Here is a 21,038-nt window from a genome sequence, read left to right as displayed (position 1 = left end):
CACCGATGTTAGCGCCGCCCACATCCAAGGCTCAGATACTCCAGCGGAATTCGGTTGCATATTCGGACACGTCCCACAGTTTGGCCATAGCCGCCTTGTCACAGGCATGCGCATGCAGCGTGCCTTTGCCGACCGGGCCGACGAATTCCATTCGGCCAGTGGGGCCATACAGCGCCCGCTGTTCCAACCCGCCCTCGGTAGCACACATCACTTCAGGCCATGAGCCTTTCTCGGCCGATTGAACCAATGGCGAAAGCGACATGAGCCCGAACATGATCCGAGTACCCAGATTGCCGCTGGTCGAGATGAGTGATGTCTTTGATGACCCGGGATGACAGGCGTAAACTTCGACGCCGGTTTTGCCTGCCGCCGCCAGCCGATCCTGCAATTCATATGCGAACATCATCTGTGCCAATTTGCTTTGGCTATAAGTCTTGTTCTGGTGATAGTTCTTGTCCCAGTTCATGTCGTCAAACTGGATGGTCCTGATCCCCATGTTGTAGCCGAGGCTGGAGACAATCACGATCCGACCCTTCGACGCATCGATCAACTCGAATAGTAAACCGCACAGAAGGAAATGACCGTAGTGGTTTGTCCCGAGCATGCTCTCGTGTCCGTCCACTGTGAGTTGCTGGGTCGGCACCTGAGCGATAGCTGCATTGCACAGAAGCGCGTCGATCCGGGGGACCGTTTTCAACACCTCCGCTGCCGCTGCGCGAACGCTGGAAAGCGAAGAAAGGTCAATCTGGATGAAACTCACATCGACCTTCGCGCCGAATTCCTTTTTCAGTTCCGCGCGCGCCGCCTCCGATTTTGTAACTGAGCGGTTCAACATCACGACAGTGGCGTTCTTGGCCAGTAGCGTCCGCGTCGCTTGAAATCCGGCTCCTGCATTGGCTCCGGTAATAAGATAGGTTTTGCCCGCTAGGTCACCAAGACGATCTGGCGTCCAGCCTTTAGGTCCGAAAGCAGTGTCTGGCATTGGCATTTTCCTTTTGGTGTCGGCACGCGACTGTGCGACATGAGTTTCCTTCTTCGAATTGTAGATAGCTCCTGCCGGATCAATCACACAGACGAGATTGTCGCGATTACTTGCCTGATCGTCTCGATATGGTTGCCAAGGTTTCTTTTTGGCTCTTAGATCTCTCGCATGAGCAAGGATCGGATCAAACAATTCATCGCCCGCCGAACGTTCGGCGACGGCCTGACAGAGACCGGCATCGCGGGCCTACACCTCTTTCGTGCCACCGAAGCGATACCGTGCGTCCCCGCCATCTATGAGCCCTGTGTCATGGCCATTGTCAGCGGCACGAAGGAGGTTGTCCTGGATGGCCGCAAATACGTCTACGACAACAGCCAATATCTCTGTTGCCCGATGTCGATGCCGGTACAGGCCGGAACGCCCACCGCCTCGCGCGACGACCCGCTTTACGGGGTCATGATATCCTTGGACCGGCGCGCAATGGTTGGGGTCGCCATGGAGATTGAGGCTGCCGGAGGCCGTCTGGCCCCGACCGGCGGCGCGCTCCGGGAACGGGGGATCAGACTGGCGAGGTGGGATGACACCTTTACCCATGCCCTGCTCCGCCTCTTGCAGCTCGGAGACAGCCAAACGGATATGGCAGTTCTCGGCGAAGCGCGGTTTCGGGAGGTTTACTATGCCATCCTGAAAGGCGAGGCGGGCGATTTTGCGCGGCAGGCTTTCGGCGCCGGAAACGCCATTGCACGGTCCATCGCGCATGTGTCGTCACATCTGGATATGCCGATCTCGATCGACGATATGGCAAGCCGCGCTGGCATGAGCAGGGCCGCTTTTCACCGGCAGTTCAAGCAGGTCACGACGATGGCACCGATCCAGTTCGTGAAGTCGATGCGGCTCAACAGTGCGGCAATGAAAATCGCAGGCGGCATGGCGGTCAACGAGGCCGCGATTGATGTCGGCTATGTCAGCCCATCGCAGTTTAGCCGCGAGTTCAAGCGTATGTATGGACAGACGCCACGGCAGTGGGGTCACGCACAGCAGCCGCGCTTTGATATTCATGAGAGAAACACTCGATTGTAAACCAACATGCCCCTACCCGACACGATGCCCGCCGTTATCCTGACCGTCATGGCGTGCCGGAAACGCGTGAGGTGCGAGGCACTCTTCCGGTGCCCTATCCGGGACCAAACGACGTAGTTGTCCGCGTGCGGGCGGCGGGGGAGCAAACAACACTAACATCAACACCCGCACGGTTTCGCATTCCAAGGGCAATGCCAAGATGCGGATACCACACGGTCGGGCAAACCAATGGATCTTCCACACCTTCAAGGCGCGGATGCAAGGGGGCGAGACGATTTTGGTGAGCGGCGCATCCGGTGGCGTTGGATCGGTCACCGTGCAACACGTGCGCGCGCAGGGCGGCTGTCATCGCGCCCCCCTTTGACTGCACCGTTCTTGAGCCCTACCTGTTCACCAACCTGATCAAACGAACCGAAATCAAACCGCAACAACACCCCGCAGAACGGACTTTCGACGCACCTACAGTGAATGATCGCTTCCCCCCATATGACGGCAACAACTATGGGGAATGGCAGTCGCTAATCAATGATGGCGTGAACTTGCTCTGAGTTCAGCGTGGTATATGAGGGCAAGTATCTCTGAAATCGTGATTCCGCAGCTAAGGCGAATATACCCTGCCCCAGCTCGCAGGAAATTTTTTGCTGTTTGAGCTACACACGACCGTCAAGCCCCCCGGCAGGATGCTCCAAGAGTATCGTGATGGCTGATTTCGGGGCGCCATGCGTTCGCCAGCAGTAAGCGCACAGTCTCTTCGAACACCAAGCGACCCTCACGATAGCGAACTGCATCGCATTTCACCCCTCGGTTTGGGCTAAGGAAAACTACAAGTAAATTTCGGCCTGTGCGAGGTGCGATTCCCTTGCAGCACGTGGCTCGGTTGCGCAGGAATGCCGGTTCCATCCGGTGCCGCCCTCCTACTTTGAAGAGGTTATCTATGCTCTTCTAACCGGTCCAACCGAACCAAGCTTTTGCCACGTGTTTGCGCATTGTTACTGTCCTCGGGAAAACCGGTTGACCAAAATCACGGCGACGCCAATTAATAAATCAGATTGATTTAATAATTGACAGAGACTGCCGAATCTACGAGATTGTCATGGAGAGCGTCACTTGACAGCTGTTTGGAAATCGCATGCATAATGAAACTCGCTACGCACCCAGAGGTGAGATTGCCCTTACTGGACGCGTCGCGCGCGGTTCGAACCAAGGCGGGATGCGGGCCTACAACGAGCGCCTGGTGCTATCGCTGGTGCGCGAGAATGGGCCGATGTCAAAAGCAGAGATCAGCCGTATCACAGGGCTTTCTGCGCAAACGGTTTCCGTCATCATGCGTGCGCTCGAAGCCGACACCCTATTGAAGAAAGGGTTAAGGGTCCGCGGTAGGGTCGGGCAACCGTCGGTTCCGATGGGCCTGAACCCCGATGGCGCTTTCTTTTTCGGGCTGAAGGTCGGACGCAGGAGTACCGAGATCGTATTGGTCGACTTTGAAGGCAAGGTGCGGCACCACACAAAGGAAGTTTATTCCCATCCAATGCCTGATTCTGTCATCCGTTTTGCGCGTGAGACGCTCGCCGCTTGGCTGGGAGAAATGTCCGAGGCCAAGCAAGGACGTGTAGCAGGCCTCGGCATCGCCATGCCTTTTCGGCTTTGGGAGTGGGACAAATCACTGGTGCAGGCCGGCAGCAGGCTTGATGCTTGGCGCGACCGCGACATTGCGGCGGAACTTCGGCAGTCATTCGATTTCCCCGTATATCTCTGCAATGATGCCTCGGCTGCTTGCGGTGCGGAACTCGTCTTTGGTGATCAGGATAAACCAAGGGACTTTTTGTATTTTTACATTGGTTATTTTGTCGGTGGCGGCCTTGTTCTGGACAACAAGCTTTACGAAGGCAGAACCGGTAACGCGGCAGCACTTGGGTCCATGCCGATTGTTGGGCAACAGGACGGCGTCCGCCAGCAACTTGTAGATGTGGCTTCGCTGGCAACGCTGGAAACTATGCTGGAAAGTGCGGGGCACGACAGGCAGACAAGCTGGAGCGATCCCGACGCATGGGACTTCTCGCACGAGCTGCTTAACAATTGGCTTGACGGGGCCGCAAAAGGTTTGGCGCAGGTGATCGTTTCGGCCAACTGCCTGATCGATTTTCAAACTGTTTTGATCGATGGCTCGCTTCCCGCGAAGGTGCGTGCCGAGCTGGTGGCGCGCGCAGGCATCTGCCTGAATGATTTCGCTGTACCCGGCATCGAAATACCTGAAGTTCGAACAGGCACGATCGGTGGCGATGCGCGATCACTTGGTGCTGCGAGCTTACCTCTTTCCGATCGGTTCCTCGTGGATCGCAACGCGTTTCTGAAAGGCTGACCAATGATACTTTGCTGCGGAGAGGCCCTGATCGACATGATACCTACCGCGACTGTGACGGGCACTGAAGGCTTCGTTCCGCATTTGGGCGGCGCGGTCTTCAACACCGCGATCGCGCTTGGCCGCTTAGGCGTTCAGACGGGCATGCTGTCGGGTATCTCTACGGATATGTTCGGACGGCAACTTGTCGAGGGGTTGAAGGCTAGCCATGTCGATACCTCCAATCTGATCATGTCAGACCGCCCCACAACGCTCGCCTTTGTGCGCTTGGTCGGCGGCCACGCAACATACGATTTTTATGACGAGAATTCGGCGGGGCGCATGCTCTTGCCAGAAGACATGCCTGCGCTTTCGGACGAGGTTTCGGCACTCTACTTTGGTGGCATCAGCCTTGCCTGCGAACCGGGTGCAGAGGCTTACCCCAGCTTACTGGAGCGTAACGCGCAAGGCAGAGCAGTGATGCTTGACCCGAATATCCGCCCCGGTTTTATCCGTGACATCGCGCGTTACCGCGAACGGCTTGACCGTATGATGGCCCTATCGAACATTGTCAAAGTTTCGGATGAAGACCTAAACTGGCTAATTCCCGAGCCTCTATCGCTGCGCGAAAAGACGGAGAACCTTCTGGCCAAGGGGCCTTCTGTTGTGATCCTGACGCGCGGCGGTGAAGGCGCGACAGGCTATCTGACAAGCGGCGAAGAAGTCCAGGTTTCCGCCCTCAAGGCTGAGATCGTCGACACTGTTGGCGCGGGTGATACGTTCAACGCGGGCATCCTTGCCAAGCTTTCAGAACTAGGTCAGCTACATAAATCGGCTCTAGCCGATCTTTCGGCCGATGTACTCACCAAAGCTCTCGAGCATGGTGCGCGTGTTGCTGCAATCACGGTCTCACGCGCCGGAGCAAATCCGCCATGGTCCGAGGAGCTCTGACATGTGCACTAAATCTGCGGATATTTCTCACCCCACAATGTTAGCGCTATCAAAATTGCGCCCTTCCCCAACTTAAAAAAGGACAGCAACATGACACTCAAGATTGCAATCAACGGCTTCGGACGCATTGGCCGTGGTGTTTTGCGCGCGCTCATTGAAAGTGGCGAAACAGATATCGACATCGTCGCCATCAATGATCTGGCCCCCCCTGAAAATATCGCCCATTTGTTGAAATACGACAGCGTTCACGGGCGTCTGCGCGAGCGGGTGCAAATCGCGAGTGACCGCCTGATCGTAGGTGCGCGCAGCATCCGGCTGACAGCGCTGCGCAATCCGTGCGAATTGCCTTGGCAAGACGTCGATATCGCCTACGAATGCACGGGCCTTTTCACCGAACGCGCGGCGGCGGCGCAACATTTGCAAAACGGTTCAAAGCGCGTGCTGATTTCGGCTCCTGGCAAGGGCGCTGACAAAACTGTGGTTTACGGCGTCAATCACACAGAGCTGACAGCCAATGATATCATCGTCTCCAATGCCTCGTGCACGACCAACTGTCTCGCCCCTGTGGCGATGGTTCTGGACCGTGCCTTCGGCATCAAGACCGGCTACATGACGACGATCCACGCTTTTACCGGCGATCAGCCAAGCCATGACACAAACCACAATGATCTCTACCGCGCCCGCGCAGCGTCTGTGTCGATGGTGCCAACATCTACAGGTGCAGCCAAGGCGATCTCGCTGGTACTGCCGCAACTTGGAGGCAAGCTAGAAGGCTCTGCCGTGCGCGTGCCGACACCGAATGTCTCGCTGGTTGACCTAAGCTTCATGCCCGAGCGGCCAGCGACCTGCGACGCAGTCAATGCCGCAATTGCGCAAGCGGCAGCCGGTGAGCTGGCTGGCGTTCTATCCTATGAGGAGGATCCTCTTGTCTCGGTCGATTTCAACCATGATCCGCATTCGTCATGTTTTGCGGCGGCTCAAACCAGCGTGACGCAGGCTGGCATGGTTCGCGTAGTAAGCTGGTATGACAACGAGTGGGGGTTTTCGAACCGCATGATTGACACAGGGCGCACCATCGGGGCTTTGCTGCGCGATGCCCGTCCACTTAAGATGGCAGGTTAAACAAATGGTCTCTCGCGTCATTCCCGTCGACCCGTTCGACCTCGTCATTTTCGGCGCCACGGGCGATCTGTCGCGTCGTAAAATCCTGCCCGGCCTGTTTCATCGCTTTACGGTGGGCCAACTGCCCGAGGAGGCGCGCATCATCGGCGCGGCGCGGTCAGATTTTACGCAGGTGGCGTTCCGCGAGTTTGTGCGTGAAAGCCTAATCGAATTCGCAGCCAAAGCCGCAAAACAAGCAAAACTGGTTGAGCAGTTTCTCGACATGCTGACCTATGTGTGCGTCGATGCGACAGGTTCGGACGGGTGGCCTGAATTGAAAGATGTCATGCGCGGCGATGTCGTGCGGGCCTTTTACTTGTCTGTCTCCCCCACTCTGTTCGGCGCTATCGGCGCCAGCTTGCATCACCATGGCATCGCCACACCGCAGAGCCGTATCGTGGTGGAAAAGCCGTTTGGTCACGATCTTGACAGCGCAAAGGTGCTCAACGCTGAGCTGCGACAGAATTTCGACGAAAGCCAGATTTACCGTATCGACCATTATCTCGGCAAGGAAACTGTGCAGAACCTGATGGTCCTGCGTTTTGCCAACTCGCTTTGGGAGCCGCTGTGGAATGCAACCCATATTGATCATGTGCAAATAACCGTCGCTGAAAGCCTTGGTGTCGAAGGGCGTGGCGAATACTATGACCGTTCCGGCGCGATGCGTGATATGGTGCAAAACCACCTGATGCAACTTTTGTGCCTGACGGCGATGGAGCCGCCCTCGAAGTTCCAACCAAGTGCAGTACGCGACGAAAAAGTCAAAGTGATCGAGGCACTGGAACCTGTTGACCCCTCCAATGTCGCGCGCGGCCAATATCGCGATCAGCGCGGCGCAGGGAGTTATCGCGATCATGCCGGCGACCCCGAAAGCCGAACCGAGAGCTTTGTTGCGATGAAGGTCAAAATCGGGAACTGGCGTTGGGCAGGCACACCATTTTACCTGCGCACAGGAAAGAAGTTGCGCGGGCGCAGCTCCGAAATCGCGGTTGTGTTTCGCGATCCGCCCCACATGATATTTCCCGCGATGGAACGCCGCGAAGGCAACGCTCTCATCATTCGGTTGCAGCCCGACGAAGGTATAACACTGCGCAACACCATCAAAGAGCCCGGCCCCGGCGGCATGCGTTTGGCCGAGGTTAAGCTGGACATGACGTTTGCCGACGCGCTTGACCAGCAAGCCGAGCCCCAAGATGCCTATGAGCGGCTAATTATGGATGTTATCCGTGGGGACCAGACGCTGTTTATGCGCGGCGATGAGGTCGAGGCCGCTTGGGCATGGGCTGATCCGATCATCTCCGGTTGGGAAGAGGCCGGGCAAGCGCCCGCAGGCTATGACCCCGGTAGCTCCGGCCCTGAAGATGCGCTGATGCTGATGCACCGCGATGGCCGTCGCTGGCGCGAGATTAATTGAAAGGACGTCGAATGACACTCCACCCTACCTTAGCGCGTGTTACAGCGCGTATCATCGAGCGCAGCGAAGCCACGCGCCGTCCCTATCTTGACCGGATGGATGCGGCTCGCATCAAAGGTCCGGCGCGCGGGCATCTTTCGTGCAGCGGTCAGGCGCATGCCTATGCCGCCTCTGGCAACGACAAAGACAAGCTGGCCATAGGTACTGCGGGAAATCTCGGAATTATCACGGCGTACAACGACATGCTCTCGGCGCATCAGCCCTTTGAGCGTTTCCCCGATCTGCTCCGCGAGGCGGCGCGCGCAGCGGGCGGCACCGCGCAAGTTGCTGGCGGCGTTCCTGCAATGTGTGACGGCGTCACCCAAGGCGAAGCGGGCATGGAGCTTTCGTTGTTCTCACGCGACGTGATCGCGCTGGCAGCCTCCGTTGCGCTCAGCCACAACACGTTTGACGCCGCCGTCTTTCTGGGCGTCTGCGACAAGATCGTTCCGGGCCTTGTGATTGCGGCACAGGCCTTCGGGCATCTGCCTGCTGTCTTCCTCCCCGCAGGACCAATGGAAAGCGGCCTTTCCAACGATGAAAAAGCCAAAATGCGCCAACAATTCGCCGCCGGCGAAGTGGGCCGCGAAGCGCTGATGGCCGCCGAGATGGCGGCCTACCACGGCCCCGGCACCTGCACATTCTATGGCACCGCCAACACCAACCAGATGCTGATGGAGTTCATGGGGCTGCACCTGCCGGGCGCAAGCTTTGTGCCGCCAAACGGCGCAATGCGCGATGCCCTCACGCAGGAGGGCGCCAAACGCGCCCTGTCCCTCAGTGCGCTGGGAGACAGTTACACCCCCGTCAGCGTTATTCTTGACGAGCGCGCTTTCGTGAACGGGATCATCGGGCTCAACGCCACAGGCGGCTCGACCAACCTGCTCATTCACCTTGTCGCCATGGCGCGAGCGGGCGGGATCATCCTTGACTGGCAGGATTTCTCGGAGCTTTCCGATGTCACGCCGCTTCTGGCGCGGGTCTATCCCAACGGGCTGGCGGACGTGAACCATTTCCACGCAGCTGGCGGGCTTGGCTATATGATTGGTGAACTCCTCGGAGCAGGCTTGCTGCATCCGGACACAATGACTGTGGCGGGCGAAGGGCTTGAGAACTACACTACCGAGCCGAAGTTGAAAGCCGAAGGGCTTGTTTGGGAGAAAGGGGCGGGCACCAGCCTCAACGAAAAGATCCTGCGCCCTGCCCGCGATCCGTTCCAAAGCACTGGCGGACTGAAGCGCATGACGGGTTCGATGGGCACTGCGGTGATGAAAGTCTCCGCTGTCGCTCCCGAGCATCATATGATCGAAGCACCCGCACGCGTCTTCGCGGATCAGGACGCTGTTAAGTCAGCTTTCAAGGCAGGCGAATTTACAGGTGATGTCGTCGTCGTCGTGCGCTTCCAGGGGCCAAAGGCCAACGGGATGCCCGAACTGCACAGCCTGACGCCGCTATTGTCGATCCTGCAAGGCAGAGGGCACAAGGTGGCCCTCGTGACGGACGGGCGGATGTCGGGCGCATCGGGCAAGGTGCCTGCCGCAATCCATGTGTCGCCCGAGGCTGTTGACGGTGGCCCGATCGCCCGCGTGCGTGACGGCGATTTTGTGCGCGTTGATGCCGTGGCTGGCACGCTCGATGTCTTGGCTGGCGATCTTGACACGCGCCCCAATGCGACCGTTGACCTTTCCAGTGCGCAGGCCGGTACGGGGCGCGAGCTGTTCGCGGCATTTCGCAACACCGTTGGCGCCGCCACGAGCGGCGCAACCATTTTCGGAGATTGACCCATGACCCTTTCCGCCAGAACTGCCAGCAAACGCACGCGCGAAATTTGTGCACTCGCCCCGATAATCCCTGTGCTTGTCATCGAAGATGCCACCAAGGCGCGCTACCTGGCCGAGGCGCTTGTCGCCGGCGGGCTGCCCGCGCTTGAGGTGACATTGCGCACACCTGCAGCACTCGAGGCCATTCGCATTATGTCGGATGTGACAGGCGGCCATGTGGGCGCCGGCACTCTGATCACCCCTGAAGATGTGCGCGCGGCAAAGGCGGCGGGCGCTACCTTCGGTGTTTCGCCGGGGGCGACAGACGCGCTGATTGCGGCCTGCGAGGAAGAGGAACTGCCGCTTTTGCCCGGCGCGGCCACGGCGAGCGAGGCAATGCGTTTGCTGGAGCGGGGCTATGATATGCTCAAGTTCTTCCCGGCTGAGGCCTCGGGCGGGGCGCCCGCGCTGAAAGCGATCGGCGCACCGCTGCCGCAAATCATGTTCTGTCCGACGGGTGGCGTGAACCCTGAGAACGCGCGCGCCTACCTTAACTTGCCCAACGTGATCTGCGCAGGGGGAAGCTGGGTTGCGCCGAACGACAAGGTTCTCAACGAAGACTGGGCCGGGATCGAAGCCTTGGCGCGCAGCGCGGCAAGGCTTGGAGAGATGTAATGACGCAGACTTGGAGAAAGTTGGAGACCAACGCGGCGGCCGCTCGGGAACGGACAATCATCTCGTTATTCGAAGACACCGGACGCTTTGAACGCTTTTCCGCGTCAAGCGACGATCTGCTGCTCGATATTTCCAAAACAAGCCTCGACGACGAAGCACTTGAGCTTTTGGTCGAACTAGCGGGCGAGACAGGCGTCGCAGAGGCGCGGGCAGCGATGCTGCGCGGTGACAAAATCAACGAGACAGAAAACCGCGCAGTGCTGCACACCGCGTTGCGCTCAACAGAGACCAAACCGCTGATCGTGGACGGGGAGGATGTGCGCCCCGCCATTGCGAAAACACTTGTACGCATGGTGCAGTTTGCGCAGGGCGTGCGGGACGGATCGATCGCGGGGCAAGGCGGCGCGCGGTTCACGGATGTGATCAACATCGGCATCGGCGGATCTGATCTCGGCCCGGTGATGGCGACACTGGCGCTCGCACCTTATCACGACGGGCCGCGCTGCCACTTTCTGTCCAATATCGATGGCGCGCATGTTCACGAAATTCTAGAATGCCTTGATCCCAAATCGACCCTCGTGATCGTGGCATCAAAGACATTCACGACCATCGAGACAATGACCAATGCGCAGACGGTGCTGGACTGGTTGCGCAGAGGCATCGGGCCGGACATCGGCGGACATCTGGCGGCGGTTTCGACCGCGCTCGAACTGACAGCCAAAATGGGCATAGCCGAGCGCCGCGTATTCGGTTTTGCCGATTGGGTCGGCGGGCGGTATTCACTCTGGGGTCCTGTCGGGCTACCGATCATGCTGGCAGTGGGCCCGGAGAACTTTCGCAACTTTCTGGCGGGTGCTGCCGCGATGGACCAGCACTTTCAAACTGCCGAGCCAACAGAAAACCTGCCAATGCTCATGGCGTTTGCTGGCGTGTGGCACCGCAATTTCTGCGGCTATCCTTCGCGGGCCGTGCTGCCCTACGACCAGCGACTATCGCGACTGCCCGCCTACCTGCAACAGCTCGACATGGAAAGCAACGGCAAGAGCGTCACGAAAGACGGCACCCCCCTCGCGCATGCCTCTGGTCCTGTTGTCTGGGGTGAGCCGGGGACGAACGGGCAACACGCTTTTTACCAACTGCTGCATCAGGGCACGGATGTGATCCCGGCTGAATTTCTGATCGCGGCCGAGAGTCATGAGCCTAATCTGTCGCACCATCACGCGCTGCTTAAGGCCAACTGCCTTGCACAATCGGAAGCGTTGATGCTTGGGCGGTCATATGAGAAGGCGATGGAGATCGCCGCGGAACAAGGTTACAACGGGCAAGAAAAAGAGCGCCAAGCCGCGCAGCGCTGCTTTCCGGGCGATCGCCCCTCAATTACCTTAGCCTACCCAAAACTCACGCCCTTCGTGCTCGGGCAGATCATCGCGCTTTACGAGCACCGTGTATTTGTTGAAGGCGTGATCTGGGGGATCAACTCTTTTGATCAATGGGGCGTCGAACTTGGTAAAGAGCTGTCGAACGCACTTCTGCCTATGGTTCAAGGTGCTGATTGCAGATCAAAGGACGCCTCTACGAGAGGGCTGTTAAAAAAGCTAACGACGTAAGACGCTGTTCAAGGTCTTAGATGTGCAATCGTCGTCGTTGGGAGGTTCATTCGTCAATGCTGTAAACTCTGGCATTGCACTTTGCCGGAGTTTCCCCTTATGCTGCAATAAGTTTACGCGCGTACTAATGCGTAAAGATTGGGGGAAGAATGGAACAGCGAAAACTCCGAAACATGGAAGAATTCGCCGTCGCTAGCGGTATTTCGCGCCCGACTCTTTCCAAGTATTTCAACGATCCCGCTAGCGTGCGCAGGTCCACTCGAGAGCGGATCGAGCAAGCGCTCAAGCAATATGACTATCGGCCCAACGTCTATGCGGTGAACCAAAACAGAAGCAAGACAAAGAACATTGGCGTCGTGGTACCCAATCTTGCAGATCCGTTCTTCTCGGAAATAGGTCGCGAAGTCGAACTTGCCTGTCTAGCAGCGGGCTATAGCCCTATTTTGCTCAGTTCGCATGGCAACCCTAAACAAGAGCGTGACAACCTTGAGGCGCTTCGCTCGCTCAAGCCCGCAGGGGTGCTGTTGGCTCCTTTTGGCCGGGTGTCCGACCGTGCGGACATCGAAGCTTTTAACAGGGACGTGCCGGTTGTCCTGTTTGACGCCAATATTGAAGGTGCATGCGAGGCATTCGTTGGAACGGATAACTTTCAAAGCGTTGATCTGATTGTTGAATATCTATGTCGAAGTGGTGAACCTCCGTGCTTTTTCGAGATGAAATCACCGAGCAACCCGAACGCGAACAAGCGACGGCAATCTTACCTCGAAAGCATGCAGAGGCACGGCCACACGCCGCATATTTATCAAGCTGAGGGAGAGGGCTGGAAATTCGAGGCGATTGGTAGCATCGAAGGTGCGCGACTCATGTCCGCGCGTGCATTCGCGACCAACACTGTGTTATGTTCCAATGACCGTCTGGCCATCGGGATGTTATCGGCGGCCTATGGGCTTGGCATAGCCGTCGGCCATGGTGTGGGCAGCGCGTTGCGCATTGCCGGCCACGACGATCACCCGTTTTCCCGCTACACTTGTCCGTCTCTGACAACCATCGGGCAAGATTACGCCGCAATCGCGAATCGCGCAGCCAGCACATTGTTTCGCATTCTAGACGCGGAAACCCGACTTTCAGAGCGCGAAGAAACGCTTTTTGACGGTAAGCTGGTGATGCGAGACTCCGCTTAATACCCTGATTTGGTATAGGGTTTCATATTTATTTGACGCGCGTAAAATTAAAGTTGACTGCGCGTCAGATTGCTCGTTAAGCTGCGTTCATCATCTTGAGAGGGAGGAACCTTGGATGTTCTTAAAGAATTCACTTTACGCCGCGACAGCATTGTCGCTTTTCACGGCCGGTGGTGCTGCTGCGGACACGATCACAATCGCAACAGTAAACAATGGCGATATGATCCGCATGCAAGGCTACACCGACGACTTCACGGCCAAAACCGGCCACGAAGTTGAGTGGGTCACGCTGGAAGAGAATGTCCTGCGCCAGCGCGTAACGACCGACATCTCGACCAAAGGTGGAGCGTTCGACATCATGACGATCGGTATGTACGAAACGCCGATCTGGGGCGCAAACGACTGGCTCGTGCCGCTGAATGACCTGAGCGCCGAATATGATGTCGATGATATCCTGCCGGCAATGGCAGACGGCTTGAGCCACGATGGCACGCTTTATGCTGCGCCATTTTATGGCGAAAGCTCGATGATCATGTATCGCAAAGACCTGATGGAAAAGGCCGGCATGGAAATGCCAAAAGCGCCGACTTGGGAATTCATCAAGGAAGCTGCAGCGGGCATGACAGACCGTGATAACGACATCAACGGCATCTGCCTGCGTGGCAAAGCCGGTTGGGGCGAAGGCGGTGCTTTCATTACGGCAATGTCAAACTCCTTCGGCGCACGCTGGTTCGATGAGGACTGGAATGCACAGTTCGACACCGAAGCATGGGCCAACACACTCAATTTCTACAAAGACATGATGGATGAAAGCGGCCCGGCAGGCTATGCGGCGAACGGTTTCAACGAAAACCTGTCGCTGTTCCAGCAAGGCAAGTGCGGCATGTGGATCGACGCGACGGTTGCGGCCTCCTTTGTGACAAACGCTGACGACTCGACAGTTGCCGACAAGGTCGGTTTTGCGCTCGCGCCTGATACAGGCCTCGGCAAGCGTTCCAATTGGCTCTGGGCATGGGCGCTCGCGATCCCTGCCGGCACTCAGAACGAAGCGGCAGCAAAAGAGTTCATTGAGTGGGCAACATCGAAAGATTACATCGAGCTGGTTGCGGCCAAAGAAGGTTGGGCAAACGTTCCTCCCGGCGCACGTACATCGCTCTATGAGAACCCGGAGTATCAGAAGGTACCGTTCGCCCAGATGACACTCGACTCGATCCTCTCGGCTGACCCTAAGAACTCGACTGTAGAGCCTTCACCTTACGTCGGAATCCAGTTTGCAGCGATCCCCGAATTTGCCGGCATCGCGACTGAAGTAAGCCAGGAATTCTCGGCGGCTTACGCAGGCCAGCAGACAGTGGAAGAAGCGCTTGCGAAAGCGCAAGAGATCACCAACGAAGCGATGGAAGCCGCGGGCTACCGTTAAACTTTCTAGACCAAGAGGGCGGCGGCAACGCCGCCCTCATCCGAACAAACACCCGAATATGTTATCTTTCATCTGAAGCGGCTTGAGCCTGTCAACAGAGGAGGTGTGCCTGATGGCAACCCAACATTCCCGATCAGCAGCGCGCCTTATGATGGCACCGGCGGTGATCCTGCTTTTGGGGTGGATGCTCGTCCCCCTGACAATGACCGTCTACTTCTCGTTCAAGAAATACCTGCCCCTGCGCGGCGGTGATCTTGGATGGGTCGGTTTTGATAACTACGTCCGCTTCGTGACGTCCAGCGCGTTCTGGCCCTCGGTCATGACCACGCTGATCATCGTCGGCGGCGTGCTGGCGATTACGGTTATCCTCGGGATCGGCCTTGCGATCCTGCTCAACCAGCCAATGTGGGGTCAGGGGATGGTTCGCATCCTTGTAATCGCGCCCTTCTTCGTCATGCCGACAGTATCGGCGCTTGTCTGGAAAAACATGTTCATGGATCCGAACTACGGACTGCTGGCGCATCTATGGGAATTCTTCGGCGCAACGCCTGTTGAATGGCTCAGTCAGGCCTCGCTGACGTCAATTGTCATAATCGTGTCGTGGCAATGGCTGCCTTTTGCGACGCTCATTCTTCTCACTGCGATCCAGTCTTTGGACAGTGAACAGCTAGAAGCGGCCGAGATGGACGGCGCGCCTGCGTCAAAACGCTTTGCCTTCATCACGCTGCCGCATCTGGGCCGCGCAATCACGGTTGTGATCTTGATCCAGACAATCTTTCTACTCTCGATCTTCGCAGAAATCTTCGTCACCACGGGCGGTGCATTCGGCACCAAAACGCTGACTTATCTCATTTTCCAGCGCGTTCTTGAAAGCCAGAACGTGGGCCTCGGCTCGGCCGGTGGCGTCTATGCAATCATTCTCGCCAATATCGTTGCCATCTTCCTGATGCGCATCGTCGGCAAGAATCTGGACGCGTGAGGAGAAAATCATGGCACGCAACGTCACAAATCAACGCAAGATCATCAACACCACCGCCGCATGGGCTGTGGGCTTGTTGATCTTCTTTCCGATCCTCTGGACGATTCTGACCAGCTTCAAAACCGAAGCACAGGCGATTGCAGATCCACCGATCTTCCTCGGTTTTGACTGGACGATCGAAAACTATAAAGCAGTGCTCGAGCGCAGCAATTACGGCCGATTCCTCTGGAATTCGATCATCATCGCAGGCGGCTCTACCATACTCGGCATTATCATCGCTGTGCCCGCAGCATGGTCTATGGCCTTCGTTCCGTCCAAGCGGACAAAAGACATCCTGCTTTGGATGCTCTCCACCAAGATGCTACCTGCGGTGGGCGTACTATACCCGATCTACCTGCTTTGTATCCGCTTCGGAATTCTCGACAGCAAGATTGCGCTGGTGTTCATTCTCATGCTGATCAACCTGCCGATTATCGTCTGGATGCTGTACACCTATTTCAAGGAAATCCCCGGCGAAATTCTTGAAGCTGCGCGAATGGACGGAGCATCACTCAAGGACGAAGTGCTATACGTTCTGACTCCAATGGCGATCCCGGGCATAGCGTCAACGATGCTGCTCAACGTCATTCTCGCATGGAACGAGGCTTTCTGGACCCTTAACCTCACGGCGGCAAAAGCAGCGCCGCTCACGGCTTTCATCGCCAGCTATTCCAGCCCTGAAGGGCTGTTTTACGCCAAACTCAGCGCTGCCTCGACCATGGCGATAGCGCCGATCCTCATTCTCGGCTGGTTCAGCCAGAAACAACTCGTCAGCGGCCTGACCTTTGGCGCCGTCAAGTAAGCAAGGAAAAGACAAATGGGACAAATCAAACTCAACCAAGTGTCCAAAAGCTTTGGCGACGTGGAAGTCATTCCACCACTTGACCTAACAATCGAAGATGGCGAGTTCACGGTTTTCGTAGGCCCTTCGGGCTGTGGCAAGTCAACGCTGCTGCGGTTGATCGCGGGGCTTGAAGACATCACTTCCGGTCACATAGAGATTGATGGTGCGGATGCGACAAACGTGCCTCCGGCAAAACGCGGGCTGGCGATGGTTTTCCAGTCCTACGCGCTTTATCCGCACATGTCGGTGCGTAAGAATATTGCTTTTCCGATGCGGATGGCGGGCGTGCCTGCTGACGAACAGGAACGCCGCATTGACGCTGCTGCCAAGGCGCTAAACCTTACAGACTATCTGGACCGCCGTCCGGGCCAACTTTCGGGCGGTCAACGCCAAAGGGTCGCCATTGGCCGTGCAATCGTGCGCGAACCTTCGGCCTTTTTGTTTGATGAGCCGCTTTCCAACCTCGACGCCGCTTTGCGCGTGGGGATGCGGATGGAAATTTCAGAATTGCACAAGAAACTCGCGACAACCATGATCTACGTGACCCATGATCAGGTTGAAGCGATGACGATGGCGGACCGGATCGTGGTGCTGCGGAAGGGCTTTATCGAACAGATCGGCTCGCCACTGGAACTCTATCACAAGCCATGCAACGAGTTCGTTGCGGGCTTCATCGGATCGCCAAAAATGAACCTGATCAAGGGCACCGAGGCCGACAAGCATGGCGTGGCGACAATCGGTATCCGCCCCGAGCATCTGGATGTTTCCTCGACGGATGGGGCCTGGAAGGCGACTGTTGGGATCGCCGAGCATTTGGGCTCGGACACCTTCTTGCATATTCACGGCGTGGAAGGCTGTGATCCGATGACTGCGCGCGTTGATGGCGAGCTGCCTGTCAAACACGGCGACACGATCTACCTCACCCCCCAGCTCGACAAGCTGCACAAGTTCGACGCTCAAGGCCTGCGGGTAGATTGATGCGCCTGGCGGGAAAAACAGCCCTGATCACGGGCGCTGCACGCGGGATCGGGCGCGCCTTTGCCGAGGCCTATATCACCGAGGGCGCGCGTGTCATTATTGCCGATATCGACGCGGCACGCGCGTCTGAGACGGCTATGGCGATTGGCCGCGACAAGGCGCTGGCCGTGGCCATGGACGTGACAGACCGCAGCAGCATTGACGCGGCGCTTGGCGTTGCCGAAAGCCACGGTTTCGCCCCCATCGACATCTTGATCAACAACGCCGCACTTTTCACAGCCGCGCCAATCGTCGAGATAGAGGAACACGACTACGTTCGCACTTTCGACGTCAACGTCAAGGGGACGCTGTTTACCCTGCAAGCCGTGGCGCGCCAGATGATCGCGACAGGGACAAAGGGCAAGATCATCAACATGGCCAGCCAGGCCGGGCGGCGCGGCGAGCCGCTTGTCGCTGTCTACTGCGCGACCAAGGCGGCGGTGATTAGTATGACGCAGTCGGCAGGGCTGGATCTGATCAAGCACGGCATCAACGTTAACGCAATCTCCCCCGGTGTTGTCGATGGCGAACATTGGGACGGTGTCGATGCCTTCTTTGCAAAATACGAGAACAAATCCCCCGGCCAGAAGAAGAGCGAGGTAGGCGCGGCTGTGCCGTTCGGCAGAATGGGGAAAGCGAGCGATCTGACAGGCATGGCTGTGTTCCTTGCGAGCAGCGAAAGCGACTATATCGTCGCGCAAACATACAATGTGGATGGCGGCCAATGGATGAGCTGATCAAACTTTCTGACGCAACGCTAGACCAACTCGCAATCAGGCATCCGCAATATAATAGGGCGGCGCTCACTGCAGGCATTGTCCATATCGGCGTCGGTAATTTTCATCGCGCCCATCAAGCGTGGTATCTGCACCGCCTCATGCAAGCCGGCAAAGCACATGACTGGGCGATCATCGGCGCAGGCGTCCGCCCCTATGATACCGCGATGCGTGCAAAACTTCTGGCACAAGACTGCCTGACAACGCTGATCGAACTCGACCCGAGCGAGACATCGGCCGAAGTGATCGGCGCGATGATTGACTACCTGCCGATCGAAAACGGCAATGCCGCGCTAATCGCCGCCATGGCTGACCCTGCCATTCGCATCGTGGCTCTCACGGTGACGGAAAGCGGCTATTACATTGATCCTGTCAATAAAGGTTTTGATGCCGCCCATCCCGATATCGTGCATGACGCTGCCAATCCGGCGGCGCCGCGCACCGCTTTTGGCGCTATAGTCGCGGCATTGGCCGCACGCCGCGCCGCTGGGCACGGACCCTTCACGGGAATGAGCTGTGACAATCTACAAGGCAACGGAGACATTCTGCGCCAAGCAGTCGTTTCGCTGGCACGGCTGTCTGATCCCCAACTGGCCGATTGGATCGATGCGCAGGCAACCTTCCCCAATTCAATGGTCGATTGCATCGCGCCTGCTACCGGCCCCAAGGAAGTCGCGCTGGCGCATTCTTTCGGCATCAACGACGCCGCGCCCGTCACCCATGAGGCCTATCGCCAGTGGGTCATTGAAGACAGGTTTTGCGCCGGTCGCCCCGACTGGAACGCGGTTGGCGCGACATTTTCAGACGATGTTCACGCGTATGAGACTATGAAAATCCGCATTCTAAACGCAGGGCATCAGGTCTTGGCCAATGTAGGTGAAACCCTCGGCCTCGCGACGATAGCCGAGTGCATGGCACACCCTGCAATCAGCGCAATGTTCCACAAGGTGCAGACTGAAGAGATCACCCGGACAGTCGCCCCCGTGCCGGACGTGACGCCGCTGGCTTATTTGGACCTCATTGAACGCCGCTTTTCCAATCCGCGTATCATTGACACGACGCGACGTGTCGCCTTTGACGGCTCTGCGCGCCACACCGGGTTCGTGCTGCCAATCCTACGCGATCAGCTCGCTGCGGGCGGTTCAGTTGCGGGGCTGGCTCTTGTCGAGGCACTTTGGGCGCGCATGTGCCAAGGAACGCGCGAGGACGGCACCCAAATCGCACCGAATGACCCGCTTTGGGATGAGTTGAACGCCGCAGCGCGCGCGGCCAAAAGCCACCCCCAAACATGGCTTGAGCAAGGTAAGCTTTACGGTGATGTGGCCGCATCTGCCCCGTTTTGTGAGGCATTTGAAAGCTGGCTGAGGTTGATTTGGTCAGAGGGTTGCGAGACCGCTCTGCTCAGATACGCAGGCGATACGCTGCGAAGCGAAAAAACCGTGAAAACAGGGTAGCTGACCACCGTGAAGGATGTGACATTTACCAATCTCACCCAATTCATCAAAGTGCGCGCAGCCCGGTCAGAGCGATACATCGTCGCAATCTCTGGTGCGCCTGCATCGGGGAAATCGACACTGGCCGCCGATCTTGTTACGTGGTTCGGGCACAGCGCTGCTGTCCTTCCGATGGATGGGTTTCACCTCCACAATGACGCATTGATTGAACTGGGGCTGTTTCACCGTAAAGGCGCGCCCGAGACATTCGACGCGGAGGGGTTCGTGTATCTAATGCGTAACTTACGCCAAAGGAATCGTGTTTCATTCCCGACGTTTGATCGCGAAACTGATCGAACTATCCCCGCTGGAGGGTGCATTGGCGTTAGGACACGCATCGTCTTGGTCGAGGGAAACTATCTTCTGCTTAACATCCGACCATGGTCTGATCTTGCCGAGATCTTTGATTTGACAGTTAGCTTGGATGTAAGCCGTGAAACGCTGGTACATCGGCTTATCATGCGCTGGCGCGATCACGGGCTTTCAGATCTAGAGGCACGAATGCGCGCCCTTGGAAACGACATTAAGAATGCAGACTTTATGGCAAAACATTCCCGTATGCCGGACTTGGTGTTGCGAACTGAGGCATGAAGACTTTCTTCTTTTACCAAGAACTATCTCTCACCTAAAAGGATTGCGACCTTCTGCCCTTAGCGGCATTTGCCTTTTAATAATTGCTGAAGCATTGGTTTGTGGCTGCATTTTATGGTGATTTTGGAAATAAGGAAAAGCGCACAAGAACAGAAAAATTCGGTTTACCGATAAAGCGGGAAGCGGTTGCCCTAATTGTTGAGGAAGACTTGCCGACGTTCGAAGTGGCCGATCGGTTGAGGATGATCTCCGAATTCCTGTACATCTATTAACAGCAGCCTTTCAAAGTCGCCGCATATCCGGCACGAGTAGTTGGTCAAGGCAGCTGAAATGAAGCAGTTGAAACGTCAATTTGCGGGTTTCTTCGAGGTCACAGCGGATGGCCCGATGCGGACTGGCGCTGCTCAGAAGGTGTCTTTTGTGACCGATCTCGACGGTCGGTATCCGCTGGTCGCTGTGGCGGAGGCCGGTCAACACGTGGATCGATCTGGGAAAGGCAAAGACGCGCTTGGGCGCAAGGCTTTCGCCAGCATTTCCTTCCGTGCTTACCCATCCACCTCAATTGGTTTCATGTTAATCGCGCTGACCATTTTGTGGCTATATTTAGAGCGGTACTTGAGGGTGGTCGCGTTTCTGACACGCTGATTGCGTCACGCGTAGGCAGCTATTGGCCAGCCTGGTCCATCGCTAC

At 57.1% G+C, this 21,038-nt stretch carries 20 protein-coding genes; 19 read left to right on the top strand and 1 reads right to left on the bottom strand.

Annotated elements, in window-relative coordinates:
• Positions 1 to 31: 31 nt before the first annotated feature.
• Entirely contained in the window at positions 32 to 982 is a 951-nt protein-coding gene (locus tag OS189_RS15090) for an SDR family oxidoreductase (protein WP_267168164.1), read from the bottom strand.
• A gap of 168 nt (positions 983 to 1,150) precedes the next feature.
• On the opposite strand from OS189_RS15090, the gene OS189_RS15085 reads away from it, so the two are divergent.
• The 19 genes from OS189_RS15085 to OS189_RS14995 all read left to right on the top strand — a co-directional run bounded on the left by OS189_RS15085 (position 1,151) and on the right by OS189_RS14995 (position 20,992).
• Positions 1,151 to 2,062 (top strand): AraC family transcriptional regulator, encoded by a 912-nt coding sequence (locus OS189_RS15085; protein ID WP_267168163.1) that lies wholly within the window; start codon positions 1,151 to 1,153, stop codon positions 2,060 to 2,062.
• 199 nt (positions 2,063 to 2,261) lie between these two features.
• Positions 2,262 to 2,426, top strand: coding sequence for a hypothetical protein (locus OS189_RS15080; RefSeq protein ID WP_267168162.1), 165 nt, complete (start codon positions 2,262 to 2,264; stop codon positions 2,424 to 2,426).
• 765 nt (positions 2,427 to 3,191) lie between these two features.
• Positions 3,192 to 4,421: an ROK family transcriptional regulator gene (locus OS189_RS15075; protein ID WP_267168161.1), complete on the top strand. Its 1,230-nt coding sequence runs from the start codon at positions 3,192 to 3,194 to the stop codon at positions 4,419 to 4,421.
• Between the two features lie 3 nt (positions 4,422 to 4,424).
• Positions 4,425 to 5,351 (top strand): carbohydrate kinase family protein, encoded by a 927-nt coding sequence (locus tag OS189_RS15070; RefSeq protein ID WP_267168160.1) that lies wholly within the window; start codon positions 4,425 to 4,427, stop codon positions 5,349 to 5,351.
• Positions 5,352 to 5,441: 90 nt separating this feature from the next.
• Positions 5,442 to 6,473, top strand: a complete 1,032-nt coding sequence (gap, locus tag OS189_RS15065) for a type I glyceraldehyde-3-phosphate dehydrogenase (RefSeq protein WP_267168159.1) — start codon at positions 5,442 to 5,444, stop codon at positions 6,471 to 6,473.
• A gap of 4 nt (positions 6,474 to 6,477) precedes the next feature.
• A complete protein-coding gene (zwf, locus tag OS189_RS15060) occupies positions 6,478 to 7,926 on the top strand; it encodes a glucose-6-phosphate dehydrogenase (protein WP_267168158.1) in 1,449 nt (482 codons plus the stop codon).
• A gap of 11 nt (positions 7,927 to 7,937) precedes the next feature.
• On the top strand, positions 7,938 to 9,746 hold the full coding sequence (edd, locus tag OS189_RS15055) for a phosphogluconate dehydratase (protein WP_267168157.1): 1,809 nt from the start codon (positions 7,938 to 7,940) through the stop codon (positions 9,744 to 9,746).
• Positions 9,747 to 9,749: 3 nt separating this feature from the next.
• Entirely contained in the window at positions 9,750 to 10,400 is a 651-nt protein-coding gene (gene eda, locus OS189_RS15050) for a bifunctional 4-hydroxy-2-oxoglutarate aldolase/2-dehydro-3-deoxy-phosphogluconate aldolase (RefSeq protein ID WP_267168156.1), read from the top strand.
• Complete coding sequence (pgi, locus tag OS189_RS15045) at positions 10,400 to 12,007, top strand: glucose-6-phosphate isomerase (RefSeq protein WP_267168155.1); 1,608 nt, start codon at positions 10,400 to 10,402, stop codon at positions 12,005 to 12,007. Before eda ends, pgi begins: the two co-directional genes overlap by 1 nt.
• A gap of 149 nt (positions 12,008 to 12,156) precedes the next feature.
• The gene (locus tag OS189_RS15040; RefSeq protein WP_267168154.1) at positions 12,157 to 13,188 is read left to right on the top strand and encodes a LacI family DNA-binding transcriptional regulator; all 1,032 of its coding nucleotides are present in this window, start codon (positions 12,157 to 12,159) and stop codon (positions 13,186 to 13,188) included.
• Between the two features lie 115 nt (positions 13,189 to 13,303).
• A complete protein-coding gene (locus OS189_RS15035; protein WP_267168153.1) occupies positions 13,304 to 14,608 on the top strand; it encodes an ABC transporter substrate-binding protein in 1,305 nt (434 codons plus the stop codon).
• A 112-nt stretch (positions 14,609 to 14,720) separates the two neighbouring features.
• A complete protein-coding gene (locus OS189_RS15030) occupies positions 14,721 to 15,587 on the top strand; it encodes a carbohydrate ABC transporter permease (RefSeq protein WP_267168152.1) in 867 nt (288 codons plus the stop codon).
• 10 nt (positions 15,588 to 15,597) lie between these two features.
• Positions 15,598 to 16,428 carry a carbohydrate ABC transporter permease gene (locus OS189_RS15025; protein WP_267168151.1) on the top strand — a complete coding sequence of 277 codons (831 nt, stop codon included), beginning with the start codon at positions 15,598 to 15,600 and terminating at the stop codon, positions 16,426 to 16,428.
• Between the two features lie 15 nt (positions 16,429 to 16,443).
• Entirely contained in the window at positions 16,444 to 17,448 is a 1,005-nt protein-coding gene (locus tag OS189_RS15020) for an ABC transporter ATP-binding protein (RefSeq protein WP_267168150.1), read from the top strand.
• Positions 17,445 to 18,224 (top strand): L-iditol 2-dehydrogenase, encoded by a 780-nt coding sequence (locus tag OS189_RS15015; protein ID WP_323380239.1) that lies wholly within the window; start codon positions 17,445 to 17,447, stop codon positions 18,222 to 18,224. The genes OS189_RS15020 and OS189_RS15015 overlap by 4 nt, the downstream gene beginning before the upstream one ends.
• Complete coding sequence (locus OS189_RS15010; protein WP_267168149.1) at positions 18,212 to 19,717, top strand: mannitol dehydrogenase family protein; 1,506 nt, start codon at positions 18,212 to 18,214, stop codon at positions 19,715 to 19,717. Before OS189_RS15015 ends, OS189_RS15010 begins: the two co-directional genes overlap by 13 nt.
• Positions 19,718 to 19,735: 18 nt before the next feature.
• Positions 19,736 to 20,347, top strand: coding sequence for a nucleoside/nucleotide kinase family protein (locus tag OS189_RS15005; protein ID WP_267168148.1), 612 nt, complete (start codon positions 19,736 to 19,738; stop codon positions 20,345 to 20,347).
• 101 nt (positions 20,348 to 20,448) lie between these two features.
• The gene (locus OS189_RS15000) at positions 20,449 to 20,619 is read left to right on the top strand and encodes a hypothetical protein (RefSeq protein ID WP_267168147.1); all 171 of its coding nucleotides are present in this window, start codon (positions 20,449 to 20,451) and stop codon (positions 20,617 to 20,619) included.
• Between the two features lie 58 nt (positions 20,620 to 20,677).
• On the top strand, positions 20,678 to 20,992 hold the full coding sequence (locus tag OS189_RS14995; RefSeq protein ID WP_267168146.1) for a hypothetical protein: 315 nt from the start codon (positions 20,678 to 20,680) through the stop codon (positions 20,990 to 20,992).
• The last annotated feature ends 46 nt before the right edge of the window (positions 20,993 to 21,038 follow it).

The sequence above is a fragment of the Sulfitobacter sp. F26169L genome (assembly GCF_026410285.1).
In the GTDB taxonomy this organism is placed as follows: domain Bacteria; phylum Pseudomonadota; class Alphaproteobacteria; order Rhodobacterales; family Rhodobacteraceae; genus Sulfitobacter.
Note: the sequence above shows the minus strand (reverse complement) of the source record. Positions and strands in the feature narration are given on the sequence as shown.